22 protein-coding genes are annotated in these 25,570 nt (G+C 62.6%); 8 read left to right on the top strand and 14 right to left on the bottom strand.

Annotation, left to right across the window (positions count from 1 at the left end; translation table 11 throughout):
* Positions 1-15: 15 nt before the first annotated feature.
* Positions 16-957, top strand: coding sequence for a LysR substrate-binding domain-containing protein (locus LB556_RS22375; RefSeq protein WP_224569897.1), 942 nt, complete (start codon positions 16-18; stop codon positions 955-957).
* 31 nt (positions 958-988) lie between these two features.
* On the opposite strand, the gene LB556_RS22370 is transcribed toward LB556_RS22375, so the two are convergent.
* Complete coding sequence (locus LB556_RS22370) at positions 989-1,465, bottom strand: Lrp/AsnC family transcriptional regulator (protein ID WP_038644676.1); 477 nt, start codon at positions 1,463-1,465, stop codon at positions 989-991.
* Positions 1,466-1,687: 222 nt separating this feature from the next.
* Between LB556_RS22370 and LB556_RS22365 the strand changes: the two genes are divergently transcribed.
* Positions 1,688-3,013 carry an NAD(P)/FAD-dependent oxidoreductase gene (locus LB556_RS22365; protein WP_224570016.1) on the top strand — a complete coding sequence of 442 codons (1,326 nt, stop codon included), beginning with the start codon at positions 1,688-1,690 and terminating at the stop codon, positions 3,011-3,013.
* A 52-nt stretch (positions 3,014-3,065) separates the two neighbouring features.
* On the opposite strand, the gene LB556_RS22360 is transcribed toward LB556_RS22365, so the two are convergent.
* From LB556_RS22360 to LB556_RS22340, 5 genes are all read right to left on the bottom strand, one after another.
* Entirely contained in the window at positions 3,066-4,433 is a 1,368-nt protein-coding gene (locus LB556_RS22360; protein ID WP_224569896.1) for an NAD(P)/FAD-dependent oxidoreductase, read from the bottom strand.
* Entirely contained in the window at positions 4,430-4,732 is a 303-nt protein-coding gene (locus LB556_RS22355) for a (2Fe-2S)-binding protein (protein WP_224569895.1), read from the bottom strand. Before LB556_RS22355 ends, LB556_RS22360 begins: the two co-directional genes overlap by 4 nt.
* Complete coding sequence (locus LB556_RS22350; protein ID WP_224569894.1) at positions 4,729-6,714, bottom strand: hydantoinase B/oxoprolinase family protein; 1,986 nt, start codon at positions 6,712-6,714, stop codon at positions 4,729-4,731. Before LB556_RS22350 ends, LB556_RS22355 begins: the two co-directional genes overlap by 4 nt.
* 4 nt (positions 6,715-6,718) lie before the next feature.
* The gene (locus tag LB556_RS22345) at positions 6,719-8,797 is read right to left on the bottom strand and encodes a hydantoinase/oxoprolinase family protein (RefSeq protein WP_224570015.1); all 2,079 of its coding nucleotides are present in this window, start codon (positions 8,795-8,797) and stop codon (positions 6,719-6,721) included.
* An 89-nt stretch (positions 8,798-8,886) separates the two neighbouring features.
* Entirely contained in the window at positions 8,887-9,786 is a 900-nt protein-coding gene (locus tag LB556_RS22340; RefSeq protein ID WP_224569893.1) for a LysR family transcriptional regulator, read from the bottom strand.
* 210 nt (positions 9,787-9,996) lie between these two features.
* Here LB556_RS22340 and LB556_RS22335 point away from each other — a divergent pair, with 210 nt between their 5' ends.
* Positions 9,997-11,139 (top strand): NAD(P)/FAD-dependent oxidoreductase, encoded by a 1,143-nt coding sequence (locus LB556_RS22335; protein WP_224569892.1) that lies wholly within the window; start codon positions 9,997-9,999, stop codon positions 11,137-11,139.
* Between the two features lie 888 nt (positions 11,140-12,027).
* On the opposite strand, the gene LB556_RS22330 is transcribed toward LB556_RS22335, so the two are convergent.
* Together LB556_RS22330 and LB556_RS22325 are read right to left on the bottom strand one after the other, a co-directional pair.
* Positions 12,028-12,951 (bottom strand): plasmid partitioning protein RepB C-terminal domain-containing protein, encoded by a 924-nt coding sequence (locus LB556_RS22330; protein ID WP_224569891.1) that lies wholly within the window; start codon positions 12,949-12,951, stop codon positions 12,028-12,030.
* Positions 12,948-14,516: a recombinase family protein gene (locus tag LB556_RS22325; RefSeq protein ID WP_224569890.1), complete on the bottom strand. Its 1,569-nt coding sequence runs from the start codon at positions 14,514-14,516 to the stop codon at positions 12,948-12,950. Before LB556_RS22325 ends, LB556_RS22330 begins: the two co-directional genes overlap by 4 nt.
* Positions 14,517-14,759: 243 nt before the next feature.
* Here LB556_RS22325 and LB556_RS22320 point away from each other — a divergent pair, with 243 nt between their 5' ends.
* Positions 14,760-15,077, top strand: a complete 318-nt coding sequence (locus tag LB556_RS22320; protein ID WP_224569889.1) for a YMGG-like glycine zipper-containing protein — start codon at positions 14,760-14,762, stop codon at positions 15,075-15,077.
* 614 nt (positions 15,078-15,691) lie between these two features.
* Positions 15,692-16,252, top strand: a complete 561-nt coding sequence (locus LB556_RS22315; RefSeq protein WP_224569888.1) for an EF-hand domain-containing protein — start codon at positions 15,692-15,694, stop codon at positions 16,250-16,252.
* Between the two features lie 597 nt (positions 16,253-16,849).
* Here the strand turns inward: LB556_RS22315 and LB556_RS22310 are convergent.
* The 6 genes from LB556_RS22310 to LB556_RS22285 form a co-directional block, all read right to left on the bottom strand.
* Entirely contained in the window at positions 16,850-17,110 is a 261-nt protein-coding gene (locus LB556_RS22310) for a hypothetical protein (RefSeq protein WP_224569887.1), read from the bottom strand.
* Between the two features lie 550 nt (positions 17,111-17,660).
* Positions 17,661-17,960, bottom strand: a complete 300-nt coding sequence (locus LB556_RS22305; protein WP_224569886.1) for a DUF2934 domain-containing protein — start codon at positions 17,958-17,960, stop codon at positions 17,661-17,663.
* Positions 17,961-18,063: 103 nt separating this feature from the next.
* Positions 18,064-20,394 (bottom strand): xanthine dehydrogenase family protein molybdopterin-binding subunit, encoded by a 2,331-nt coding sequence (locus LB556_RS22300; RefSeq protein ID WP_224569885.1) that lies wholly within the window; start codon positions 20,392-20,394, stop codon positions 18,064-18,066.
* A complete protein-coding gene (locus LB556_RS22295) occupies positions 20,391-21,368 on the bottom strand; it encodes an FAD binding domain-containing protein (protein WP_224569884.1) in 978 nt (325 codons plus the stop codon). Before LB556_RS22295 ends, LB556_RS22300 begins: the two co-directional genes overlap by 4 nt.
* Positions 21,365-21,910 carry a 2Fe-2S iron-sulfur cluster-binding protein gene (locus LB556_RS22290; protein ID WP_224569883.1) on the bottom strand — a complete coding sequence of 182 codons (546 nt, stop codon included), beginning with the start codon at positions 21,908-21,910 and terminating at the stop codon, positions 21,365-21,367. The genes LB556_RS22295 and LB556_RS22290 overlap by 4 nt, the downstream gene beginning before the upstream one ends.
* Positions 21,911-22,428: 518 nt before the next feature.
* The gene (locus LB556_RS22285; protein WP_224569882.1) at positions 22,429-22,791 is read right to left on the bottom strand and encodes a hypothetical protein; all 363 of its coding nucleotides are present in this window, start codon (positions 22,789-22,791) and stop codon (positions 22,429-22,431) included.
* 428 nt (positions 22,792-23,219) lie between these two features.
* Between LB556_RS22285 and LB556_RS22280 the strand changes: the two genes are divergently transcribed.
* The 3 genes from LB556_RS22280 (at position 23,220) to LB556_RS22270 (ending at position 24,990) form a co-directional block, all read left to right on the top strand.
* Complete coding sequence (locus tag LB556_RS22280; RefSeq protein WP_411908604.1) at positions 23,220-23,831, top strand: class I SAM-dependent methyltransferase; 612 nt, start codon at positions 23,220-23,222, stop codon at positions 23,829-23,831.
* Positions 23,832-24,116: 285 nt separating this feature from the next.
* Complete coding sequence (locus LB556_RS22275) at positions 24,117-24,293, top strand: hypothetical protein (protein WP_224569881.1); 177 nt, start codon at positions 24,117-24,119, stop codon at positions 24,291-24,293.
* A 466-nt stretch (positions 24,294-24,759) separates the two neighbouring features.
* A complete protein-coding gene (locus tag LB556_RS22270; RefSeq protein WP_224569880.1) occupies positions 24,760-24,990 on the top strand; it encodes a hypothetical protein in 231 nt (76 codons plus the stop codon).
* Positions 24,991-25,570 lie beyond the last annotated feature (580 nt).

The raw sequence follows: 25,570 nt of genomic DNA, 5'->3' as shown, positions 1-25,570 counted from the left end.
CTATACGGTGGGCGTATGGCTGGTTACGCAAAACTCGTTCCTTCCGCGCGCGGACTGCTGGTTTTCGAAGCGGCTGCCCGGTCGGGCAGTTTCACCGCTGCCGCGCGCGAATTCAACGTCACGCAACCATCGATCAGCCGCAGCATCGCCCAGCTCGAGGCCGATTTTGGCGTCGCCCTTTTCACGCGAGGCCCAAGCGGGTTGGCCCCGACTGCAGAAGGGCGTGACCTCTACTCGGCCGTGCGAGAGGGATTCGATGGCATCGAGGAGGTGGTCCGGAGAATCAAGCAGAACGGCGCCGCAAAGCCGGTGGTGACCCTTTCCCTCTCGAGTTCTCTCGCAACCTATTGGTTCGTCCCGAGACTGGGAGCCTTCAGCACGAGATTTCCTGACGTCGACCTGAGATTCGAACTGATCGCGGGCGTTCTGCGAGGACCAGCCGAGAATGTCGACCTTGCCACGAGAATCCTGGGCGATGACGACACCCACTATCACCACTGGGCATTTTCGCCGGAAATCATAGTTCCGGTATGCAGCCCATCCTATTTGTCGGCCCACGGCCGATTGATGCATGCCGGAACCGGGGAGGGTCATGTCCTGCTGCATCTGACCGACGCCAAGGAACAGTGGCAGGACGTCTGGGGCAACGTAGCCGAGCGCAAGGCCAGCAGGGCAAAGTGGCTCGAATTCTCGGACTACGCGGTCGTGCTTCAAGCCGCCATGAACGGGGAAGGCGTGGCGCTCGGCTGGCTCAGCAACGTTTCCAGGGCGTTGCTTCAGGGAACCCTTGTCCCGGCCTCGGACAGGCAGATCAAGACGGGCCGGATCCATCAGCTGATTGCACCGCGCTCAAGGCCGGTACGGCCTGTCGTCTCCGACATCTGCGCGTGGATGATCGCCGAGATGCGAGCCGAATTGAAAGCGCTGCACCCGATATTGCGGCCGGACACCTTGTAGCGGGCGACAAGCGCAGCGCGCTCGTCGTTGACTACCTCGGAAACAGGCTGGGCAGCGGCATGTGCGCCTTGACGATCGGGGACTTCAGCACCACGAAGCTGAAATACTTGTCGATGCCGATATCCATGTCGGTCAGCCGTTCCATGATGGTCTGGTACTCGGCGATGCCGGCGGTCACGAATTTCATCAAATAGTCGTAGCCGCCCGACACGAGGTGGCACTCGATGACCTGGTCAATCTTCTCCACAACGGCGAGAAAGCGGGCGAAGTCCACCTGGCGATGGTTCTTCAAGGTGATTTCGGTGAACACGGTCAGCGTCTGGCCGAGCTTGCCGATATTGACCTGCGCGGAATAGCCTTCGATGTAGCCTTCCGACTGCAATTTCTTCACCCGCATGAGGCACGGGCTCGGCGACAGATGCACCAGATCAGCCAGTTCCACATTGGTGATGCGGCCGTTCTTCTGCAATTCGTGAAGGATCTTGATGTCGATCCGATCCAGTTTCATGGCCGTCTCCGCAGAACGCATGCCGCAGCACAAAATGCTGCCTTGCTCACAGGCATTGACACTACCACAGCCCGTTGGTCTGTCCATCCAAGCGGACAGCGCTTGAAACGCAGCGGCTCCCGATTTCGACCAGGCCGCCGGAATAAAATTCTGCTTCAGCTTCAACTGCGGCAGCGGCTGCCTGCACAACGCGGTAGATTGGCGCGTCAAGGCAGAGAGATCATGCGCGCACCACTGCAGCAAATCGAGACATCTGGCGAACTGCCGCGGACAGCGGACGCGGTGGTGATCGGCGGCGGCATCGTCGGCATCTTCGCTGCCTATTATCTGGCACGGCGCGGCCTGAAGGTCGCGCTTGTCGAAAAGGGCCGGATTGGCGCCGAGCAGTCCTCGAGGAACTGGGGCTGGTGCCGCCAGCAGAACCGCGACGCCCGCGAGCTGCCAATGGCAACCCGAAGCCTCGATCTGTGGAACAGCTTCGCGGCTGAAACTGGCGAGGACACCGGCTTTCGACGCTGCGGCCTGCTCTATCTCAGCAATGACGACGCGGAACTGGCGGGCTGGGCGCGCTGGCGTGACTTCGCCAAAACGGCCGGCGTCACCACGCACATGCTCGACAGCGCCGAAGCCAGCGAACGGGGCCGCGCCACGGGCCGGACCTGGAAAGGCGGCGTCTTCTCGCCGACCGACGGCACCGCCGATCCGTCGCGGGCCGCGCCCTCGGTCGCCCGCGCGATCCTCAAGCTCGGGAGCTCCGTGCACCAGAATTGCGCCGCGCGCGGTATCGAGACCGAGAGCGGGCGCCTGAGCGGCGTGGTCACCGAAAGCGGAACTATCCGGACGAAGCTGGCGGTCCTGGCCGGCGGCGCGTGGGCGTCCTCCTTCTGCCATCAGTTCGGCTTCCGCTTTCCGCAGGCGTCGGTCCGATCCTCCATCCTGTCCGTCTCGCCCGGCGCTGAGGGCCTGCCGGATGCGCTGCACACGGCACGGATTTCGGCCACGCGTCGCGGCGACGGCGGCTACACGCTCGCCATAAGCGGACGCGGCCGCGTGGACGTCACGCCGCAGCAGCTGCGCTTCTCGTCGCAGTTCCTGCCCATGTTCCTGAAGCGGTGGCGAAGCCTCGCGCCCGGCGGTCTGCAGGGCGTGCGCTCGGGCCACGAAACGCTCCGGCACTGGCGGCTCGACCAGCCGACGCCAATGGAGCGGATGCGCATCCTCGATCCGGCCCCGGACGAGGCGACCATCCGCCTGACCCACGCCCGGGCACTCGAGCTGCTGCCGGCCCTGCGCCAAACCAGGATCAGCGCAGCCTGGGCCGGCTACATCGACAGCACGCCTGACGGCGTGCCTGCCATCGGCGAGATCCATAGTGTTCCGGGTTTCTTCCTGGCCGCCGGATTTTCGGGACACGGCTTCGGCATCGGACCCGGCGCCGGACACCTCGTCGCCGATCTGGTGACCGGGTCGCAACCGATCGCCGACCCGACGTCCTACGATCCACGGCGCTTCGATGCTTCCGTTTGGGGGAAGGTCGCCGACTTCTAATCCAAAGTTCCGCATGTCCCGGCAGCCCTGCGGAGATCACCGTGGAACCGCATCAGCCGTCCCGCAGAAAAGCGCCGACGGGCGCCGGGCGGACAGGCGCTTGCCCGCGCAACCGGCCTACTGCAGCAGGCGTGCAGCCGGTCTGCGCCGCGATGAGTTCGACGGCGGCCAACTGACAATAGCGTCCCTGGCATCGCCCCATGCCGACGCGCGACAGCGATTTCACCCTGTTCGCTTCGCCGCCGCCGAAATCCACACTTTCGCGTACATCTCCGGCGGTCACGTTCTCGCAGCGGCAAACGACCGCGTCGCCGGGGAGCGCCCGCACCATCGCCGCCGGCCAGGGAAAGGTGGAAGCCAGGCCGCAGGCAAAGCGCTCGATCCGTGCAAGCTCCCGCAGATCGGCCGCGGTGGATGGCGCTGGAAATCCAAGATCGGCAAGGCACGCCGCTGCCGCCAGACGCCCCGCGATCTCCGCGCCGTCTGCTCCCAGAAGACGAACTCCATCGCCCGCGAGATAGGTCCCGTTGCCGGCGCGCCCCATCTGATCGGTCTTCGGCAGCCATTGCCACCACCGCTCGTCATAGATGAAGGTGCATCCCGCCAGGTCGGCCAGATGCGTCTCCGCCCGCAGGTGCCAGCCCATGCCTATCGTGTCGCATGGAGTGAGGTGCTGCCTTCCGCCGGCGTCGCGCCAGCGCATCGCTGAGACGCCGTTCCCGTCTGTCTCGATCCGTTCGAGCGTCACGCCCGTATGGTAGCGGCCGCCGAGCCGGACCCGCAGGGCCAGACCGCGTAGCGCGACCAACGGTCGGGCGGCAAGCCTCCAGAGCCCCCGCATCTGCTGGCGCCAGGAAGAGGTATCCAACACCGCCGCCACATCCGCTCCAGCCTTGACGAGCTGGGCTCCGACCAATGTCAGCAAAGGTCCCGATCCGATCAGGACGATGCGCTGCCCCAGCGCCACGCCCTGCGCCTTGAGCGCGATCTGCGCCGCGCCAAGGCTGTAGACGCCGGCGCTCTGCCAGCCCGGGACCGGAGCGACACGGTCGGATGCACCGGTCGCAAGGATCAGGCGGTCGTGGAAGATCACCTGCACGCCGCCCTCCCCCAGCACATGCAGCCGATCCTCCTGCACGGCGATGACCGAGCTTCCCGCGCAATGGGTAAGGCGCCCCTCTTCGGCCAGCTGGTCGAAGAGCGCATGCAGCGCGCTGGCCTTCGCCGCCTCCGACCCATAGAGCTGGTCCGGCGTGCGCGCGAACCCGGCAGGCGGACGGCGATAGATCTGCCCACCGGCGCGCTGGCCTTCATCGATCACCACAGGATGGAGCCCGGCCCCGACCAGCATGACCGCCGCCCTTATGCCGGCGGGACCGGCGCCGACGATCACGATCCGCGGCGGCGGGGTCTCGCTCACAGCCAGCTCTCCGATGGCATCGTGCGCAACCGCATGCCTTCGCTGAGAAGTGTCGAGCACGCCCGCAGGCGCGGTCCCTCGTCCTGCCATACCCAGCAATCCTGGCAGGCTCCCATCAGGCAGAAGCCAGCGCGCGGCTCGGCTCCGAACTCGGACTTTCGCAGCGCGTTGCCTGAAGCCAGCATGGCGGTCAGCACGGTGTCGCCCGCCAATGCACTCCACATCTGCCCGTCGAGATAGAAATGCACCTCTGCCCGATCGAACTCCGCCAGCCTGACGATGCGGCCGGCGGTGATCATTCCGCGGCCTCACGCGCCGGAGTTGGGCGAGGCACTTCGGGAAACCGTTCGCAGACCGCATCGAATGCCGCCTGAACGCCTTCCGGCCCGGAGCGTCCCTTCATGCGGCGGAAAATTTCCGTCTTGGTGAAGAACCGCCAGTGAATCGGCAAGTCCCCTAATATGGCGGTGAGCCGGTCATAGGCGGCCGGCGTCCATTGCGCCTCGTAGCCGTCGCGCTCCGGGCCGAAATGGAAGTGGCCGGCGGCCGGCTCCTGCCGCGCACGCAGCTGCCCTGTTGCCTGCTCGTCGATCCCGCCGCCGCGGATGACGACGCCATAATCGTGCTCGGCAGCTGCCGTCGAGACATAGCCGCGCCGCACATCCTGTGCGACCCGCCAGGGTTCACGTTGACGCGGATCGCCGCGCCCACCGCCTCCGGCGGAGCGGATCTCGAGCACATCGCCGGGTTGCAGCACAGTGGTGTCAATATTGCCCAGCCGCCGCTCGTGCGCGGTCCCCGGATTGACGATCATGTCCGACAGGCCGGCCGCCTTGCCGCCCAGCACGCCCCAGGGACGGAACAAGCTGCGGTCGCGGTTGCGGGCCGTGATCCTGGAATCGGGGGCAAAGACGCGGAAGGCCATTTCGGTCGCCAAGCCGCCGCGCCAACGACCCGCACCGCCGCTGTCCTTGGCGAGCCCGTATTTCACGAATTCGACCGGAGTTTCGGTCTCGGTGATCTCGATCGGCGTGTTCTTGAGATAGGCTGCATCCGCGCCAGATCCATTGGTCCCATCGCGATGCGGCATCGCGCCCCCGCCGCCGACCACGGGGTTCACCGCCGTGATGACGGTCTGGCAGGTGCGCTCGTCCGTGGTCATGACGTTGACGATGCAGTTGTTGCCGGCCGGCGCCGCGGGCAGGCGCTCGGGCATCACCTGCGAGAAGGCGCCGAAGATGACCGACCGCAGTCGGGCGCAGGTGAGCGAGCGCATGCCTACGGCGGCGGGGTGGACCGGGTTCAGCACAGAACCTTGAGGCGTGATGCAGGTGAACGGCCGGGTCAGGCCGGTGTTGAGCAGGATCTTCGGGTTGAGCGTGTAGAGCACGTAGTAGACACCCACCAGCAGCATGGTGTGTCGCGGGTCGCCGCCGGAAGGCACGTTGAGCGAGGAGCCGAGCTGCGGATCGGAGCCGGTGAAGTCGAGCACCGCCACATCGCCCTTGATCGTCAGCGTCAGCTTCAGCCGACACGGATTGGCCTCGACGGAATCCTCGTCGGCATAATCGGCGAATTCCCATGTGCCGTCGGGCATGGAACGCAGCACGTCGCGCGCCTGCGCTTCCGCCTGGTCGAGAAGCGCGGAAACGCCTTCGATGAAGCCGGCCTTGCCGAACTTCCGCACCATTGCCTGGATCTTGCGCTCGCCGGTGTTGAGCGCGCCGACAAGCGCTTTGATGTCGCCGATGTTGAGGTCGGGCTTGCGCACATTGGTGCTCATGATCCGCAGGATCGACTCGTCGAAGATGCCCTCATTCACCAGCTTCATGGGCGGAAAGCGGATGCCTTCCTGATGGATTTCAGTCAGCGCCCGGCTGAGCGAAGCCGGCACCGCGCCGCCCATGTCAGTGTTGTGGATATGGCCACCGGTCCAGGCGACGATGTCGCCGTCGACGAAGACCGGCTTCCACAGATGCGTGTCTGGCGCATGCGTGGCGACGTGGCCGGAATAGGGATCGTTGGTGAAGGCGACATCTCCCGGCCGGTAGTCGTCGACCATGGCGATCGCGCGGTGATACGAAAGCCCCGGATACCAGGTGGCGCCGAGTTCCATCGGCACGGCGAAGGTCGCGCCTGAACGGTCCATCAGCATCACGGTAAAGTCCTGCGTCTCCTTGACGAAGGCGGAGTGCGCGGTGCGGTGCAGCGTGTGCGCCATGTTCTCGGCCGCCGCGCGGGCGTGATTGGCCAGAACCTGAAGGTTTGTCCGGTCAAACATGGCGTCACTCCGCGAAGGTCAGCAGAAGGTTGAGATGGCGGTCGACCCGCGCCTGCGCTCCCGCGGGAATGGCGAAGGTGGTGTCTTCCTGAACGACCACGGCAGGCCCGTGGAACGTGCTGCCCGGCACGAGGGTCTGCCGGTCGTGGAGGTCGACGGTCTCGACGCTCGCGCCCGTGTAAACGGGAAGACGGCGCGCCGGGATGGCCGGAGCGTCGATCTCGTCGGTCTCCGGGAGGGAGAGCTTCGGCCCCGCGCCCATTGCGGACAACCGCACGTTCACGAGCTCGATCTCGCCATCAACGTCGTGGAAGTCGTAGAGCTGCTGGTGGGTGAGATGGAAGGCCTTCGCGATGGTGGTCGCATCACCATCTGCCAACCATTGCGGCGACAGGACAACCTCGATCTCATAGCTCTGCCCGACATAGCGCATGTCGCAGGAGAAAGTGAGGTCCGCGGCCGCGTCGTGCCCCTGCGCTGCAAGCCAGTCGCACCCCTCATGCGCCAGCGCCTCGAAGGCCTCGCGAATTCCGGCAAGCGACACGCCCGAGAGCGGGGTGAAGATGGTGCGAATGAAATCCCCGCGCAAATCCGCCACCAGTCCGCCGAGCGCCGACACCACGCCAGGGCGGCGCGGCGCCATCACCCGCTTCATGCCGAGTTCGCGGGCAAGAAAAGCGCCGAGCATCGGCCCGCCACCGCCGAAAGGCATCAGCGTGAAGTCGCGCAAGTCGACGCCGGCGCGCGAGGCGAGCTTCTCAACCTCGACGAACATCTCTGACACCGCGATATCGAGGATCGCCTGCGCTGTCTGCTCGACGGGGCGGCCGAGCCGGGTGGCAAGCTCGCCAACCGCGCGATGCGCCAGGCCGGTATCGATTCTGAGCTGGCCATAGGCCATCTCGCTGTGACCGAGCCATCCGCACACCACCATGGCGTCCGTCACCGTCGGCCTCTCGCCGCCACGGCCATAGCAGGCCGGTCCCGGCGTCGAACCAGCCGATTCCGGTCCGATCCGTAGCACCCCCTGAGCATCGACGCTGGCTATGGAGCCGCCGCCGACGCCGATCGAGCTGACCGACACGGAGGGGATATGGAGCGGGAACTCGCCGATCAGCTCGCCGGTACCAAATCGCGCCTCGCCGTCGATGATCAGCGCGAAGTCGGCCGAGGTTCCGCCAATATCAAGCGTGAGGACCTTATCCTCTCCGGCCTGGCGCGCCAGCCACGAGGCGCCGATAACGCCGGAGGCCGTTCCCGACAAAAGCATGTTCACGCAGGCGCGCTTGCCTTCGGCGGCGTTCATCAGGCCGCCATTCGACTTGGTCAGCATCGGGCGGGCAGGCACGCTGTGTTCCTTCAGCCGCTCTTCCAGCGCCGTCAGATAGCCGGATACGCGCGGATGGACATAGCCGTTGAGGATGGCGGTCGAGCTGCGCTCATATTCGCGGATCACCGGCCAGACCTCGGCCGAGGAGAAGACAAAGAGGTCGGGCGCAAGACGCGCGATCGTCGCCTTCACCGAAATTTCCTGAGCGGCATTGCGCCAGGAATGGAGGAAGGACACGACGATGCCTTGCGCCCCGTTCGCTTTTGCCACTGCCACCGCCCTTGCCACCGCCGCCATGTCCGGCGCCCGGGATTCGCTCCCATCGGCACGCATGCGGGCCGGAATGCCGAAAACCATGTCGCGCGAGATCAGCGGATCCGGCCGCGCGCAGAACAGCGAATACATGTCCGGCATGCGTAACCGCGCCAGTTCGATGACGTCCTCGAAGCCGGCATTGGTGAACAGCGCGAGCGGTGCGCCCTTGCGCTGGATGATCGTGTTGATGCCAACCGTCGTACCGTGTACGAAGCGCGTGATACCGGCAGGGTCAAAGCCTTCGCGTTCGGCCAGAAGCGTGAGGCCCGTCATCAGCTCGGCGCCCGGATCCTCCGGCGTCGTCAGCACTTTCAGCGAGGCGACGCGACCGGAGCGCGCTTCCAGCGCGCAGAAATCAATGAATGTGCCGCCGATATCGACGCCGACCTTCCAGTCGGTTTCGTTCCGCGCCTCGTTGGCCGTGATGACACCATCCATCATGCGTCCCTTCCTGTCTGCCAACCAAAGCTGACACAACAGGATGGCCAGGGTCCAAGACGTATGAAGAGGAACGATATAAGTCTTGCTTATGCCCTGGCGCCACCCAGCACGACGGAACAGGCGGTGCGGATCTGGTCGCGCATCATCTCATCGGCCCGCGAGAGAGCCCGTGTGCGCGAGGTGAGCAGCGCGATCGGAAATTCCGGCCCATTCGCGAGCGGCCTGACGGCAAGCCCGGCAAACTGGTGCCAGGGCAGCAGCGCGTCGACCAGGGCGACACCCAGGCCGGCCTGGACGAAGCCGACCGCCGAGATGGAGACGTCGATCTCGAGCGACGGCGAAAGCGCCACACCTTGCGCACGGGCCGCGTGGGCCAACTCGTCGGCGGGGCGGGTGTTTCCGCGATAGGATATCAACTCTTCTCCGGCGAGATCGGCGAGGCTCAACTCGGTTTTCCCGGCCAATGCATGCCCGGGGGGCAGCAGGCAGGCGAAGCCGACGCTGCCGATCACCTCCGCATCGACATCGGGAGGCAGCCGGTCGTCCAGGGCCACGCCGAGGCTGGCATCGCCGGCGCGCAACATGTCCACGATCGCGGCGATCGGCGCGCTATGGGAACGCAGCAAAATATCGGGATGCTGCGCCCGGAAGCTGGTGAATGCGCGCGGCAAGATAGCCATGGCCGGCGGCGGTGAGGCCGCGACCCGCACCAGCCCCGTCCGGCCCAAACGCAGGTCTGTGGTCTTGCGGCGCAAGCCTTCCAGCCCCGCCGACAGCCTCTCGGCATCGGCGAAGATCTCTAGCGCCTCCGGGGTCGGCCGCAGTCGGCCCTTCACCCGCTCAAACAGCGTGAAGCCGAGTTCGTCCTCGGTATGGAGCAGGATCTGGCTGAGCGCGGGCTGGGAGATGTTCAGCATCCGCGCCGCAGCGGTCACGGTGCCCGCGCGCATGACGGCGATGAACACTTCGAGCTGACGGGCACGCATTGCCACTCCATAGGCCAAGCTTATGGCTGTTGTCCAAACCCATCTTTGACGCAATGAAGCTGTGCCGACAAGATCGGCGCCTTCAGGGATTGTCCGCTCCGCGCTAGATGAGGATGACATTTGCTCGAATAGCCGTCATCTAGCTCATGTTGGAGCATGATCTCCGAAAACCTGTTCCCACTTTTCGGAATCTTGCTCTAGGGAATAACCATGGATGTGATCGTGCTGGGCGGCGGACTGATGGGGACAGCTTCGGCCTATTTCCTCGCCCGGCGCGGCGCGCGCGTGACGCTGATCGAGCGCAATCGGGTCGGCGCCGGAGCGACAGTCGCCTCCTTCGGCAACATCCGGCGCACGGGACGCCATCTGTCGCAGCTTCCGCTGGCCCACCGCTCGCTTCGACTGTGGGGCGAGGCCGAAAAGATGCTTGGCCGCGACGTCGAGTTCCGCGCCACCGGTCATGTCCGGCTGATCTTCGATGAAGGAAGCCTTGCCGACATGCGGGCCTATGCCGAAGCCGCGCAGCCCTGGGGCCTCGAACTGGAAGAACTCGGCCCACGCGAGATTAGCGCCCGCTTTCCCGGCCTCGGCCCCGACGCGATCGCCGCATCATTCTCTCCGCGTGACGGCAGCGGCAATCCGCGGCTGATCGCGCCGGCCTTTGCCGCGGCGGCCCGCAAACTGGGGGCGCAAATCGTCGAGGGAGCCGAAATCGAGAAGATCACCTATACCGGCTCCGGTTTCCTTATTACCAGTTCGAAGGGCTCGTTCGCCTCGGAGTGCCTGCTCAACACCGCCGGAGCCTGGGGCGCGCGCATCGCCGCTGAGTTCGGCGAAGAAGTCCCGCTCGACGCCCGCGGTCCGCAAATGGGCGTGACCGAACCGCTGCCGCATCGGATCCTGCCGGTGGTCGGCATCTGGACCCGCGACAAGGACTATGGCGCCTATCTACGCCAGGTCGAGCGCGGCAACATCGTCTTCGGTGGCGCGGCAGAAAGGGTGCGGGTGGACCTCGATCCGGGCCATGCGATCGCCGATCCCATGCGCCTCCCGTTGCAGCTCCGCGCCGTCGCGCGGCTGCTCCCGGCAATCGCGAAGGTCGCGGTCATCCGCACCTGGTCCGGATGCGAGGGCTATGTTCGGGATATGCTGCCGGTCATGGGACGGTCAGCGACGACGCCAGGCCTGTTCCACGCCTTCGGCTTCAGCGGACATGGCTTCCAGCTTGGTCCGGGCGTGGGCGACGCCATGGCCGAGCTCATGACGACCGACTGTTGCGAAACTCCACTCGACGATTTCAGGATCGATCGCTTCGGCCGTGCCGCCTGGAGGGATTCGGCCGACGGCATGTGACCAGGCTTACTGGATGCAAGAAACCGCGATGGTCGCCGTTTGCCACCCACGCCAAGGGCACGCCTTCCCTTCCGAACCGAAATCCGCTTACGCAGACGATGTGCGGTGTTTGTGGGCTGAGAGAAAGAACGAGCGGTGCAGAGCCACGCACTATGCCCAGGCTGCGGAAATTGGGGCGGATAACCCATGCGGCAGTTCAGCGAGCAGGCTCTGCGGTCGGAAGGTTAACCCCTTTGCGATCTCGGACCGACCGCGACAGCCGGAGAAATACTGATGGAGATCGCCGCCTGCAAAAACCGGCGTCGGCGTTAGAGAGCCCATCGAGCTTATCGGTCCCTTTCGCAAAGATGCCCTCGCCGACGTAGCCGTTTGTTTCAGCTCGGGCACATGGCAAGCGCGAAGCAAACCATCCCTTTGGCACGTCGTTGCCGCCGATTGCCGCGCGTACAGGGCTGAGGTCCTTCGCACTCGAAACATCTGGATTACGTGTGGCCGATCGTCGCCAGAAGGACAACGGGATAGGATGAAGGCTCAAAACTATCGTCGCGCTTTAAAATCCGACCGCCAACAATTGACTCACTTCATAAAGGAAAAGTCATAACCTATTGATGTTATAGATATGGTGGGATGGTCCCTACCTACTAGCAGGCGACGCCGTAGCCGCTCTGCTTCATTGAACGCGCTCGGCAGCGGGCCGGTCTGGCAACCATCAATAACCGCCAAAGCGGCGGCAATGTATCGTTTGAGCATTTTCTGAAGATCCCCCTGGCAAGGAACTCGAAATGCTTCGCCAGTTCAATACCCGAATCGACAATGCAATAGGCCAAGGATTCGAAATTGGAGGAACATCTGGACCGCGATAAAATGGCCGACGCCAAAGCGCGGGAGCTATGGGGTTTTCAGCGCCGGCCAAGCGGACAATTCAGGTCCGCGGCCAGATGACAATGGCCGATTCGTGACCTCGCGGTTATGGTGTAATCGCGTAAGCGGACCGAGGAACCTTGCGTCGCCGCCTAGTCCGACCACCCTGTTAAACTCCTGAAGCTGGTCGGGAAATTCATGGGCGAGGTACCGTAGGATCTTCGGGTTGTTCATCAGTTGGTTAAGGTAGCCTTGTGCTGCCACAAGTTCGATGCCCCACCGCCCAAAGTGGGCGACTGCGTTTCGAAAAACGTCGCTCACGACGGCCAGCTCAGTTTCCATCGCAGCCAGTCGGTCGGCAGTGATGCGTGCGAACTGATTGCGAGGGGCAAGAGGGTTCGCGAGCTGTGAGTGCGGCGTTAGTGCAATAAGGGTCTTTGCGAATTGCACCTTCACTTTGGCCAACCCGATCATGATCTGAACGATCTCGAGCTGCCGGCGCGGCACGACCTGCCGCAACAAACCGAAGATTTTCGGGGACACGATGCAATCTTGCAAGAGGTCTAGCACATCAAGGCTGATTCCTCGGACAAGCTCTTGGCTGATAACTACGGCTTCGTTCGTATCGTCCTCGGCATGAGGGGCATTCGTGTGGTCGCCCAGCGTTCTTTCCGCCAAAGTCCTTGGCATGGTCGCGAAGCCCTCTGACTTCAGCAACGTACGAAATTCAGCGACGGCCAATATTGGGCGCAAGGCTTTTGAGATCGCCTCCAGGCACGCTCGCGATACATTCGCCTCAAGAATGAAGCGTCGCATCCGTTCGCATTCATTTTTGTAGATATTGAGCAACACATACGAATTGAGGTGCATCTCCGACTCCCTCAAATCGTCGGTCGGGTGAATTGCATGTCGGTCGTCCTCCAAGGTCGGATGAGCTTCGTTCCGGCTCATGAGTTTGCGCTCGCCCGGACCGGCAATCGCATTGCTATATCAACCAAAGGCTCCAGTGAGCGAAAGGAAAAGGCATCGAGGCGCACTCCGTTGTTGGCGGAAAGCATCAGCGGAGAGCATTGCGTCTGCCAGGCCGGCAGAACGACATAGTCACGGACCGTGATATTGTCAGGCTTCATTCTGATCAACACCGAAATATCGCAATCGGTGCGGTGCCGTTTTCTGAATGGCCAGTGAGGATAGCCGTAAACTGACGGCCGACAGCGCGCGATCGAAATGGCGACGGTGAATTCCTCGTTGACCCTGACAAGCTGAGCCTCGGGGTCGTAGCGAGCCTGCCCGCCCGTCCGTCCGATTGCAGCGACAAGATCCTCGATGATCTCTAGCCGGCGCCGTTGAATCCGATTGTTGATGTCGAAATGCCGGTAATTCAGCGAGGACTCGAATCCGACCAACTTATAGGCTGCATGAAGGGTTCCGAAGCGATGGATGTAAAGGCTTCTCGTCGAGCATTCGGGTGCAGCGTTGATGATCGATGCCGATAACCACCCTCGCTTTTCAAGAAGATTTGAAAGGTCGAGCAGCATCTGTTCATTGCTGATGCGCGAACCTCGCGCCTTTGCAACATCTTGCACGCGGTTGAACAGCCTTCGGCTCACTAGTTGCTCGGAGATGTTCTCGGCGCGTATCCATTCGCTTGGGGGATTTTTCACCCGCTTGCGTTGCAACCTCTCGGACGTCCGGTTCCAAACATTGTTGCCGATATAGTTCTCGTTGCTCAGGACCCCACGCACGGAAGCGGTCGTCCACTGACGATTGAGGTCCGTGACCACGCCGCGCTCGTTCAATGCTCTGGCAATCTCGACCTCCTTCCTTGCCTTTACAAACTGATTGAAGATCCAACGGACGACAGCAATCTCCTCTCCCGACCCGGGCACTATGATAACCCGGTCGGATACCAGGCTCTTCCATTCCCCCGGCTTGAGAATTGCCTTTGGCTTACCCGATCGATCTACCAGCAGGCGCCGCAAGCCATACCCAACATAGCCGCCCCCTCGGAAGCCCATCTTTACTATCCGGCTTTGACCGATGAAGACCTTCTGCGACAGCATGCGGCTCCACTCGGCGGCCATGCTGCGCTTGATCGTCTTGATGACGTCGGACCCTATGCTGCCGTCGTTCACGAATTGCTCGGCACAGAACTCAATACGGACGCCGGCCATCTGGCACCGGTATTCATAGGAGGCACTTTCATTGATGTTCTGAAATCGCCCCCAACGGCTTACGTCGTAGACGACGACCGTTTCAAAATTGGCCTGCCTATCCTCAACATCTGCCAGCAACCGCAGCAGGCCGGGGCGCCCCTCGATGTTCAGTCCGCTTCGGCCAACATCCTCATATGTGGCGACGATGTCGTAGCCCATGACATCCGCGTAGTCGCGGATAGCATCCCGCTGGTTCTCAATGGAATATGTCTGTTGTTCGGTGGACATCCGCAGATATTGAGCCGCACGAACCGTCCGCCTCACCTGAGGAGCGTTGCGTCCCGCTGCAGGCCTGTCCATCTCTATGCACCATTCTGCCAGTGCCCCATTCTAGCAAACGGCAGCCTGCGGTTTGGTTAGAAACGCCTATCCATTTTGTATCGAATGCCCTTCTTTTCCGTTTGGAAACCATTGTCATCAACGGCCGGGAAACTCTGACTCACATCGTGAGCGAGCACGCCGCCGTTCCGCCGCAAACTGACCGCACTCGATTTGTTTGCGCCCCTGTTTGTTGGTTCCCGGGGCTTCAAAGGAGTTGGAGTCATGATTATAAAAAAGGCTATGTTGGCGATGCTGATGACTGCAGCTCTCGCAGGATGCGAGACACAGACCGAAGGCCAGCAGCGTGCAACGACAGGCGCGCTGCTCGGAGGCGCAGGCGGTGCCCTGGTCGGCCAGGCGATCGGCGGCAACACAAAGAGCACCGTCATCGGCGCGGCGAGCGGCGCGCTGCTCGGCGCTGTCGTCGGCAGCGCTACGACTCCTCAGCGACGCGGCGATGAACTCTGCCGCTACCAAGACCGCTACGGTCGTATCTACACCGCGCCCTGCGACGACCGGTACTACAACGGCAATTATTGATTGAATTCTGAATAGCGGGAGTCCGGCGCGTTCTGCGCCGGCTCCCTTAACATCACACAGAGCGACAAAGGCGGCCGGTGGCTCTACCCGTCGGAAACCTCGGCGAAAGGCGTGTCAGCGCAGGTCAAGCTAACCCACAGCAGCAGCCCGACCTTCTTCACAAGCGACCGCAGTTCGGCCGGTGGGCCGACCCAGAAAGTTCGAAAAACTTCCAAGAACCCCAGCCAGACTGGATGTCCTACCGATGATTTCGCCCCGGCGGGCTCGCATGAGGCCGCCACAGCTGCCGATTCTGGAAGTCCACGAGGTGGATGCGGCAAGTGAGGTTGTCGTTCGCAGGAAGCTGACGCGCGGGCGCGTGCTGCCATTCTTCGAGAGCCTGCTACGTGGCCTGGTCGGGATCGAACCCGGCAGCTCACTGCATTGTTGGGCGAGAGAATTGACTGCACGTGGCCATGATCTGCGGGTGCTGTCGGCAAGTGTGTTGAAGCCTATGCCCCACGGTTTATGTAACTTCATCGTGACCCGATCTCCAGGAAGGAACAATCGGAATGAACTCCAAGTTGGGGCCAGCAATCGCTTGAGGCAGACCACGACAACCAATGGAGCATGTCATGAGATTTCCACGCTGCACGACCACTGCGGCCGCCGCTTTCATATTCGCGACCTTCCCTGCGCTCGCCCAGACGAACGGAACACCTGCACCAACCCCGGCGACCCAACAGCCCGGTGCCGGACAACTGCCGGATGTGAACGGACAGGCGGGTGGGCCGACGCATGAAATGATTCGCCAGATGATTGAGCAAGCCGTCCAGGAGAGAATGCAACAGGATCGGAGCTCTAACGAAGGTAACAATCCGCAAGAGGAGGGTGACAACCGTCAAGCGGAAGCTTCCCGTCATGGAGACGGTTGGCAGCGGCACCGCAATGGCGGCCCAGCCGGTGAGCATGCAATGGTCCGAAATCATGGTCCTCGGATGATGCGCGGCACCGGGATGCGACTTATGCTCGCGCTTCTGGACGCGGATGGTGACGGATCGCTGTCTGAGAATGAGGTCCAGGAGGCTGTCGGCCGAATCTTCTCTGCAATCGACCAGAACGGTGACGGGAAGATCGACATGGATGAAATCCAGTCCTTCTCGCATGGCTCTGGCGGTGGTGAAGAAATGCCGTAATTGGCTAGTGTCTCAGCTTGAAATTCGGGCTGGTCAAAAAGAAGGCTTGAACCGTCAGGATGCATCCCAGCGCTGGGAGGTTGGTCGCACCCAGCGTTCTCGTTGTTTTGGTCCCGGCGACTCCACAGTTCTTCGCACTCTGGTTTGCGCCGGATCGTCCGGTTGTTTTACGGGTGACCTAGACGCCACGCCTTTAGTCCTGGCGCTAGGCGAAGATGCTCGCTTAGCGCTTGGCGATATCGAAGGAATTCTGCAGGAGCACTATTTGAAGGGCGTTGCGCTTTTAAACCCACCTGGAAGCAGCTCCGAATGGCTCGAAGTTTGTCGAACGCCGCAGGCACTATGGGGCGCTTTGGGGGAGGCGACACGGCCGTGGGCGCGTTCTCTCCCCGAGCCCTGCGGGTTCCCAATCGCCATTCGAGTAACCTGGGGTCAGGTTGAGCGGGGTGTCCGGCCAGATTCCTTCACGACGGATCATCCGTTCAAGCGGTCATCCGTACAGCAGCCTGATCGGACGAGGCTCGGGCCAGCCGTCAAGACTCGCAGATAAAGTCGGCCAGCCCGTCACCGACAAGCCGCCCCTCAAGAACTGCAGTCCTATTCTACCAGCAGCGCGCCGTGTTTCGCCCAAAGTTGCTCACACTGCTTGGCTCTCAAGATTGGCGCTCCCGCATGGAAGATTATCGCAGAACGAACGTCGTAACCCAATACCGACGCGTTTGCTATAAAGTGAACGGCCTCTCCAAGACGGCGAAGTTCAACGGAGGCTTCTTTCTTGTTCGCTGCGTCGAATACCCCGAGAACCTGCACTTCATCATCGCGTGAGGCCAATACGGCAGCCATGGCCTCGTCACTCATCACCCCCACGACTGTTCGCGTCGTTGCTGCTGAAAAAACCCAGCGCTACCAAGGACGCTGATGCTCGATGCCTGCCAGCAACGGTTTCTTCTTTGATCGTGGCTGGCTCTTGCCGCGAACCAAATAGCGCCAGCCTTTGTCAGACCAATGAGGCACTCATCTGCAAACTCGGCCGGTTCGTCGGTTGTAGTGTCGAATACCGCCCATGTGCCGCAGGGTTCCAGAACGGGCAAGAATTTCATATTCGTCTCCGCTAATTTTATCCCAACATTAGCGGAACCACTTTGTTCCTGGAGCCTCGATGCCGTGCGCGCGTACCCGTCTCGACGGATGCCGGGAACGAAGAGCAGCGACTTAGAGGTGTCGCGCGACCTTTGTGGCCTCAAATGCCTCGTGAAGTGCTTTGACGAGGATACCTCGTGCATCCGTAGAGAGACTGCCGGATGGACCGATTCGGCCAACGCAGCGGCTTATCTTTCACGACTGACTAGCTTAGCTGGACTTGCGTAGCGTGCGCCTGATCGAGTTTCTTGACCGTGTCGAACGGCGTTCAGACGTTTGTCCGTCGTTGCGACTTGGCGTCATCCGCTGCCGAGGCTTGCGACTGGTCGCCGGCCATCCCGGTTTTCCGCGCCAACGCCTCGGCGGCGAGAGGATCGGGCTGGCCTGATGGGATCGTGACCGCGCCAGGGATCGCGGCGCCCGGTTGTTCGCCAAGTCCATTATCCTCGCGTTCGATCTCCCTGCTGGCCTGATGCCAATGCTCTTCATGCTGACCGTGCAGTTCGCCGCTCCGCTGCCAGATCTCATAGGCGCGGCGCTGAATGCGTTCATATTTGTCGCCCAACATAGTTCGTTCCTCCGTTCTCTGTCCCACGCACGGGGTTGATCGATCTTTCGGAGGCCGCGGATCGGAAGCTTCTCGTTTGAGCCCGGCCCGCGACCGACAGCCATCACATGAGCTTGTCGAGCGTGAGCGGCAGGTCGCGAATGCGCTTCCCGGTGGCGTTGTAAACCGCGTTGGCGACGGCGGCGCCGGTGCCCGTAATGCCGATCTCGCCGACGCCGTGAGCGCCCATCGGCGTGTGCGGATCGGGAATGTCGGTCCAGATCACCTCGATCGGCGGGACATCCAGATGCACCGGCACGTGATAGTCGGCCAGGCTGGCGTTCATGATGCGACCGTTGCGTTCGTCGAACTCGGTTTCCTCCATCAGCGCCAGTCCGAGGCCCATGATGATGCCGCCGCGGAACTGGCTTGCGGCCGTCTTCGGATTGAGGATACGGCCGCAATCGAATGAGCCGAGCACACGGCTTACCCGCGTTTCGCCCGTCACTGCGTTGACGCGCACCTCGCAGAAGATCGCGCTGTAGGAATGCATCGACCAGTGTTGCAATTCCAACGGCGGAGGCGCGCTCGCTTGGGCCACCACCTCGTCGCGTCCCGCACGCGACAGAATGGAAGCGTAGCTCTCGTGGCGTTCCGGCTCATCGAGCTTGGCCAGGCCTGCATCGTAGCCACCAACCTGGTCGGCGCCGAGCCCGGCCAGCGGCGAGTCGTTTCCCGCGAGCTTGAGCAACTCGGTCACAAGCACCCGCTGGGCGGCGATTACCGACGCTCCGATGGACGCTGTCTGCTGCGAGCCACCAGCCAGGATCACACCTGGAAGGGTCGAATCCCCGTATTCGATCGAAACGTGGTCAAGCGGCAAGCCAAGCCTTTCGGCGGCGATGGACATATTCACGGTAGCCGTGCCCATCCCCATTTCGTGAGCCGCCACCGCCACTGTCGCCCGGCCGTCGCGGGTGAGAGTGATCCGAGCCGCGCCGCCCGGCATGCGGTAGTAGGGATAGGTGCCCGTCGCGCAGCCCATGCCGACCAGCCATTCGCCTTCCCGGCGCATCCCAGGCGCGGTTCGCTGGCTCCAGCCAAAACGCTCGGCGCCGGCTCGATAGGCCTCGACGATATGCCTTGACGAAAAGGGAGTGCCTTCGGTCGGATCCTTTTCCGGTTCGTTGCGGATGCGCAGTTCGATCGGGTCCATGCCGAGTTCTTCGGCCAGTTCGTCAATGGCACATTCGAGCCCGAATGTGCCGACGGCTTCGCCGGGTGCCCGCATGAAGGTGTTGGCCACCATGTCTATATACGCCACCTCGACATCAAGCTTGAAGTTGTCGGCGGCGTAGCCGCTGCGCGTTGCAACAATAAATGGCTCGGGAAAGGCATTGTGCCGGGTCATCACGGTGACGCCGGTGTGGATGATCGAGGTAAACCGGCCATCCGGCTGCGCGCCGATCGCCACATGCTGTTCAGTCAGACTGCGACCGCCGACCACCCTGAAAACGCCTTCGCGCGACAGGGCGATCCGCACCGGTCGGGCGGCAAGCTTCGCCGCCGCCGCCCCCAGCACCTGGTGCTGCCACAGGCACTTCGAGCCGAAGCCGCCGCCCACATAGGGCGACGTGACATTCACCTGCTTCTCGTCGATGTCGAAGATCTTCGCGAGGGACCACGCGGTGTGCGCCACGCCTTGCGAGGAATCATGTACCCTCAGTTCCTCGCCATTCCACACCAGCATCGCAGCGTGCGGCTCGATGGCATTGTGGTTCTGGCGAGGTGTGCGGTAGGTGGCGGATATCTTGTGCGGGGCCTCGACCAACCGCGCCTCGGCATCACCGATTTCCAGCTTCAGCGGCTCGCCCATGAACTGACCCGGCCCGGTGCCTTGCGCCTTGGCTGCGGCCAGCGACGTGGTCGCCGGCTCGGCCTCGTATTCGACGCGGATCAGCGACTTGGCATGATCCGCCTGCTCCTGGGTTTCCGCCAGGACGACGGCGACCGGCTGGCCATTCCAGTGGATACGGTCGTCCTGCATGACTGCTAGATTGTCGCCGCCCGCCGCCTTGGAATGGGTCATGAACAGCGGCGTCGGTTTCATCGGCGGCGCATTGAGGTGCGTCATCACCAGCACCACGCCCGGCGCTTCCGCCGCAGCCTTTATGTCCAGGGTCGCGATCCGGCCCTTGGCGATCGTGCTGAACGCCACAGCCGCGTAGGTCATGCCGACGAGCGGGAACTCGGCGGAGAAACGCGCCGCGCCCTTGACCTTGAGAGGCCCGTCGATCCGCGACATGGGTTTGCCCACATGCCCATGCTGGTGATGGATGAGCGGATCGGGCCTGCCGCCCGGCAACCAGCTGTCGGGCGCCAGTTCGATTGCTTTTTTCAGCACGCCTTGGGCCGCGCCCTTGGCCGCCTCACCCGCTTGCTCCAGGATGTTCATGCGGCTTCTCCCGCCAATTCGCCGAGCACGCTGACCATGGTGCGCTTGGCCAGTTCGATCTTGAACGCGTTGTCACGCAATGGAGCGGCGTCGGCGAGTTCCGCTTCCGCGGCCGCCCGAAAGGCCTCCGCGGTGACAGGACCGTCTTTCAGCGCCGCCTCCGCCTTCCAGGCCCGCCAGGGCTTGTGCGCCACTCCGCCGAGGGCGAGGCGCACCGCCTTGACGGCACCGTCCTCCACCCGCAGCGCCGCGGCGACGGAGACAAGGGCAAAAGCATAGCTCGCGCGATCGCGCACCTTGCGATAGGTCGACGCCATTGTCAGCGGCGGCAGTTCGACGGCGGTGATCAACTCGCCTGGCTCCAGAACCGTCTCGATCTCAGGGTGATCGCCCGGCAAGCGATGGAGGTCGGTCAACGCCAGCGTTCGTCTGCCCTGCCTACCCTCAAGATGGACCGTTGCATCGAGCGCGGCGAGCGCCACGCACATGTCCGAAGGATGTGTCGCGACACAGGCCGGCGAGGTGCCGAGAATTGCGTGCATGCGATTGAAGCCGTCCAAGGCGTCACAGCCTTGTCCGGGCGTGCGCTTGTTGCAGCGCGATCCCTCGTCGTCATAGAAATACGCGCAGCGTGTGCGTTGCAGGATGTTGCCGCCCACCGTCGCCATGTTGCGGATCTGAGCGGAGGCGCCGGCAAGAATGGCGCGGGCCAGAACGGGATAGCGCTCGCGCACGACGCGGTGCTCGGCCAAGGCGGTATTTCGAACCGCCGCTCCGATCAGCAATCCGCCCTCACGCTCATCGATGTTTGCCGACAGCCCAGTCACATCCACGAGGACAGCCGGGCGCTCGATCGTCTCGCGCATCAGGTCCACCAGATTGGTGCCGCCGCCAAGATATTTGGCTGCCTCTAGGCCTGCGCTCTGTACCGCCTCGGCCGCGCTCGTCGCTCGGGAATATTGGAACGGGGTCATGCTGCCATCTCCGGGCCATCAGGCCGATAAGGCTGCGCGGCCTCCTTGCTGATAAATGTCGCGGCGATCGCATCGATGATGCCGTTATGCGCGCCGCACCGGCACAGATTGCCGCTCATGCGCTCCGCAAGCTCTTCGCGGCTGGCAGCGATAGTGCCGGCCGTCAGATCGCCGGTGACGTGGCTGGGAACCCCGCGTTCTAACTCCGCGGCCATGCCGATGGCGGAGCAGATTTGTCCCGGCGTGCAATAGCCGCACTGAAAGCCGTCACGGTCGATAAACGCCTGCTGAAGTGGGTGAAGCTTGTCCGATTGCGCGAGCCCTTCCACAGTGGTGACCGCACGCCCTTCTGCCTGCACCGCAAGCGTCAGGCACGATACCACGCGTTCACCGTCCAACAAGACCGTGCAGGCGCCGCACGCCCCCTGATTGCAGCCCTTCTTGGTGCCTGTCAGCTTTAGATGTTCGCGCAGAAGATCGAGCAACGAAACACGCGGATCTGGGGGCAGCGGCGTTGCTGAGCCATTGACGATGATGGACATGGTAACCTCGTTGACGCGGGGACATCGAAGCTACCTGGCGCTCCTGACGACGTGGTCAACCCTCATCGCAGTTGTATGATGGCGCGCCCAGACGTTGCGATTTAAGAAATCAAAAGGGCTCCTATGCGGGCTGGCGGCAAGGCGCTGCCGACGCAGAGGTCTGCCTGAGGCGTTTCATCGCCCCACTATGGCGCGCCATCCCACCCCGCTTTCAGACTCAGCCGCTCCAAGACAGACTGCTGTTGCGTCCGTTTATGAGGCTTGCCTAGAGAGACGAAGCTTCCCGGAAGCGCTTCTCAAAGCGCTCAGGTCGGATGGTTAGCCAACCCGTATCCTTCGCATCGTCTCGGCGCGCAATTTCGTCGAGCAACTCGAGGTGTGTCATAAGTTGCTCGACTCTAGGAAAGTCGATTCAAGAAACGCGCGGCAGCCGCTTGATAGCGTGGCCGAGGATTCACTCTGCTGCGGAACGGTCGAACTGGATCGTTCGCTGGCGCCAAAAGAATTCAATTCTCATCCTACCGCTGCCCTCGGCCTGGACGCTGACCTGGCGACACGGGTCTGCTAGTCTTCCCGCGCGGCGCGGATCGGGCCATTTTTCCCGACATCGGCGTCGCCTCAGGGAACGACGTGCTAAGCACAGGGACAAGCAAAGGGTGCTCGTCGTCAGATTCCTGAAATGATTGCCCAGATTTCAGATCTTTGATCTCATCATCGCGCCGCGCAAGCCGGCTTTCGAGATTGGCAATCCGCTCGGTCAAGAAGTAGCGGCCGACCACGAAGCCTCCGCTCCCAAAGAGAATTGCGAAGGTTGCAAACGGTGTTGGATTGGCAAGCACCAGTGCCGCATTCGACCGTAGGAAGTCGATCAGGTCATGCATTTCGTAGGCCTTCCGAGGGGGGGCCGAGGCAGACAAATCTTGGCGGCTTGCGCGCCGGGGAACAAACAAGGAACATGGTAATGTTCCTCCCCCTGAACGTCAACCGGTCCCACGGCCGACCAGGCAGTTCATAGAGGTCCTGGTCACGACGATATTGATCACACGGGACGGCGAGTGGCCTCTACTCGGCGCCGTCGTCGGCGTCGCTACGACTCCTCAGCGACGCGGCGGTGAACTCTGCCGCTACCCGGAGACCGCTGCGGCCATATCTACCCGCATCCTGCGACGACCGGTTCTACAACGGCGATTATTCAATGAATTCGCAGCGGCGGGAGACCGGCACTTTCTGCGCCAACTCCTTCCCGTCGTCATTCTTTTGTACGGTTTGCGGAGTAGAAAGATTTGCGGTGGGCAGGAGGAGGTCGAAAATGACAAGCGTTGCCGCACTGACAAGCCGGGGAAAACAAACCGTGAAGCGGCTGCTTCGTTACGACAGCCGCAACTGGTTACGCATCCGCCAAATCGAGGCCTTCACCACATTCCTTGAAGCGGCCAACCGCAAATCGCGCGACGTGATCGAGATCTCGCCGGGCTGGAACCGGTACTGGCGCGCGCTTTGCCCACATTACCGTTCGGTCGATTTCCCGGATTTCGACATCTGCAAGAATCGCACCGAAGAGCAATATTCCATCGTCATCGCCGACCAGGTGCTTGAACATGTCCAGCGCCCGCACACCGCGGTCGCCAACATCCACGCCATGACCAAGCCTGGCGGCTGGGCGATGGTGGCCACACCCTTCCTGTTCCGTGTGCATGCCCGCCCGCACGACTACAACCGCTGGACGCCTGCGGGGCTGAAGCAGTTGATGGTCGAAGGTGGCTTCGGCGAGGATGACGTGCAGGCATTTGGTTGGGGCAACAAGGCCTGTGCCAAGGCCCATATTGGCGGCCCGGTGCGGGCCTACGGGTTGTGGCGAGACCTCAGCAACGATGAGGAATACCCACTTATGGTATGGGCGTTCGCGAAGAAAGCCGCCTAAGAGTCGCCTTCGCGCGTCCCCCGCCGCTCGAATACCGTCGTATGCAAGCCCCCGTTTGTTGTCGAATGCCCACTTTCGGGAAGCATGAAAGACTATCCAGCGTTGTGCCGATCGTTCGATCCAGACAGAAGCTGACCAGCTATCATAAAGCAAAGTCTTTGCGGGTGACAAACGTGATGCTTATTCCGTTGTGTCAGTTCTGGTCTAGCGCCCGATCAAGAATGCCCCTCGTCACCTGGAGCCATATACCCATCGATCTGGGCGCTGGAAGACGGCCCAGCCCCAATGCGCGACATTTCGCTTTTGGCGCGCCCGGTGTCCATGCGCTGGAGTGGCGACGGCATGTGGCTGGCCTGCGGGCTCGAAACCGGAGCCTTTGCCCTGGTCGACATGACCGATGGCCGAGCTGACATTGTTGCGGGATTTCCATCACCGGTCGGACAGTTGCTGGAGCCTGCCTGAGAATGCGCTGTTTGCATCGGGCGCTTTCCGGATCGCCGGCTGGTCCGTGACCGCCCCGCCACTTGGCGGCGAAACCTCTGGCGCGCTAGAGACTGGTCGCGCCGGACTGGTTCCGGTCGAGCCGGTGGCCGCACCCCAAGAAGAAAATGATAGCAGCCGGCTATGCCAACGGGCCGGATCACCATCGCCCAGATCGGCGCGCGGGACGAACTCCTCGTCAGACCGCGGGCAGTCCGGTGACCGCGCTTGCCTGGTCCGGCGACGGACTGCAGCTGGCGGTGGGCACCGTCGACGGCACCGCCGCGAACCTTTCCCGCGCAGATGTGCAAATAGCAAAGGCAGACGGCATGCAACAGGAGCGAAAATGTCAACCGAATCCAGCCCCGAGGACGAGAGTCAGCCAGCTTGGCTGCAACTAAGTCCATTAGCAGACGTTAATAATCGATGCCTGCTACGGAGGAGGTGAATGCCGACCTATCTCGTTGAAGAAATGCACAATGATCGCTCGGTAAGATCGCGGGCGATAGATGCACCAACGCCGTTGAGGGCTGCTTCGGAGTTGATCAACCGAAAGATCGGCAGTCAAACATGGGAAAAGAAATGGATACGGGTCACCGACGAAGTGCGAGGGGAGGAATTTGCATACTCCATCGAAAATAAAGATATGCCAGCGGCGAGGGCTCCCCGAGGCGCTTAATGCATTCAACGCGGATACCCATTGCCTAGCCGGGGCAGGCGCGAATTTGATACATGTGGTGCCCCACAACCGGTACTCACCTTTGAGCGCCATTACGCGGGTCGCCACGCTTTTCAGGAAGACGGCCGTCGGCATTCGCCGAGCCGCGCGCGGTAGCCACCGGCCTCTGCCGAAGGCCAGATGCAGGCGGGAGAGACGCAGGATAGAACGCCGGGCTTCGATCCTGCCATGGCTCCGCTGGAGACCGACGCCGAGGCGGCCGGCATACAAAACGCGACCACTGAAGCTCCAGTTTCACCAACCCAACGCGGCCTCCTGAAAGCGAACCGCAACCGCAGCCTCGCAGCAACTGGCCGCTGTTGGTCATTGTAGCCGTGGTGGCAGCCGCGGTTTTTCTGTGTGCGAGTATGCTGCGCTAACTGACTATCTGCGGCTGTCGCCCTCGATATCGAGTTGACCGTCCGCCAGATGGTTTCGCCGTTCGATCAGTGTCTGCAGCGAACTCTCCCCAAGCAATACGAGAATGTTGGCGCGGGCACGGTTCAGCCTGCTTTTGACCGTCCCTACAGCGCAGCCGCAT

The sequence above is a fragment of the Mesorhizobium sp. ES1-4 genome, assembly GCF_020164745.1.
Classification (GTDB): domain Bacteria; phylum Pseudomonadota; class Alphaproteobacteria; order Rhizobiales; family Rhizobiaceae; genus Mesorhizobium.
Note: the sequence above shows the minus strand (reverse complement) of the source record. Positions and strands in the feature narration are given on the sequence as shown.

Coding starts and splice junctions, on each gene's coding strand:
- LB556_RS22315 (WP_224569888.1), top strand. CDS start 15,692: ATGAGATTTCCACGCTGCACGACCACTGCGGCCGCCGCTTTCATATTC.
- LB556_RS22310 (WP_224569887.1), bottom strand. CDS start 17,110: ATGAGTGACGAGGCCATGGCTGCCGTATTGGCCTCACGCGATGATGAA.
- LB556_RS22355 (WP_224569895.1), bottom strand. CDS start 4,732: ATGATCACCGCCGGCCGCATCGTCAGGCTGGCGGAGTTCGATCGGGCA.
- LB556_RS22275 (WP_224569881.1), top strand. CDS start 24,117: ATGCGCGACATTTCGCTTTTGGCGCGCCCGGTGTCCATGCGCTGGAGT.
- LB556_RS22285 (WP_224569882.1), bottom strand. CDS start 22,791: ATGCATGACCTGATCGACTTCCTACGGTCGAATGCGGCACTGGTGCTT.
- LB556_RS22375 (WP_224569897.1), top strand. CDS start 16: ATGGCTGGTTACGCAAAACTCGTTCCTTCCGCGCGCGGACTGCTGGTT.
- LB556_RS22270 (WP_224569880.1), top strand. CDS start 24,760: ATGCCGACCTATCTCGTTGAAGAAATGCACAATGATCGCTCGGTAAGA.
- LB556_RS22325 (WP_224569890.1), bottom strand. CDS start 14,516: ATGGACAGGCCTGCAGCGGGACGCAACGCTCCTCAGGTGAGGCGGACG.
- LB556_RS22320 (WP_224569889.1), top strand. CDS start 14,760: ATGATTATAAAAAAGGCTATGTTGGCGATGCTGATGACTGCAGCTCTC.
- LB556_RS22340 (WP_224569893.1), bottom strand. CDS start 9,786: ATGCGTGCCCGTCAGCTCGAAGTGTTCATCGCCGTCATGCGCGCGGGC.
- LB556_RS22350 (WP_224569894.1), bottom strand. CDS start 6,714: ATGTTTGACCGGACAAACCTTCAGGTTCTGGCCAATCACGCCCGCGCG.
- LB556_RS22280 (WP_411908604.1), top strand. CDS start 23,220: ATGACAAGCGTTGCCGCACTGACAAGCCGGGGAAAACAAACCGTGAAG.
- LB556_RS22300 (WP_224569885.1), bottom strand. CDS start 20,394: ATGAACATCCTGGAGCAAGCGGGTGAGGCGGCCAAGGGCGCGGCCCAA.
- LB556_RS22345 (WP_224570015.1), bottom strand. CDS start 8,797: ATGGATGGTGTCATCACGGCCAACGAGGCGCGGAACGAAACCGACTGG.
- LB556_RS22370 (WP_038644676.1), bottom strand. CDS start 1,465: ATGAAACTGGATCGGATCGACATCAAGATCCTTCACGAATTGCAGAAG.
- LB556_RS22290 (WP_224569883.1), bottom strand. CDS start 21,910: ATGTCCATCATCGTCAATGGCTCAGCAACGCCGCTGCCCCCAGATCCG.
- LB556_RS22365 (WP_224570016.1), top strand. CDS start 1,688: ATGCGCGCACCACTGCAGCAAATCGAGACATCTGGCGAACTGCCGCGG.
- LB556_RS22295 (WP_224569884.1), bottom strand. CDS start 21,368: ATGACCCCGTTCCAATATTCCCGAGCGACGAGCGCGGCCGAGGCGGTA.
- LB556_RS22330 (WP_224569891.1), bottom strand. CDS start 12,951: ATGAGCCGGAACGAAGCTCATCCGACCTTGGAGGACGACCGACATGCA.
- LB556_RS22305 (WP_224569886.1), bottom strand. CDS start 17,960: ATGTTGGGCGACAAATATGAACGCATTCAGCGCCGCGCCTATGAGATC.
- LB556_RS22335 (WP_224569892.1), top strand. CDS start 9,997: ATGGATGTGATCGTGCTGGGCGGCGGACTGATGGGGACAGCTTCGGCC.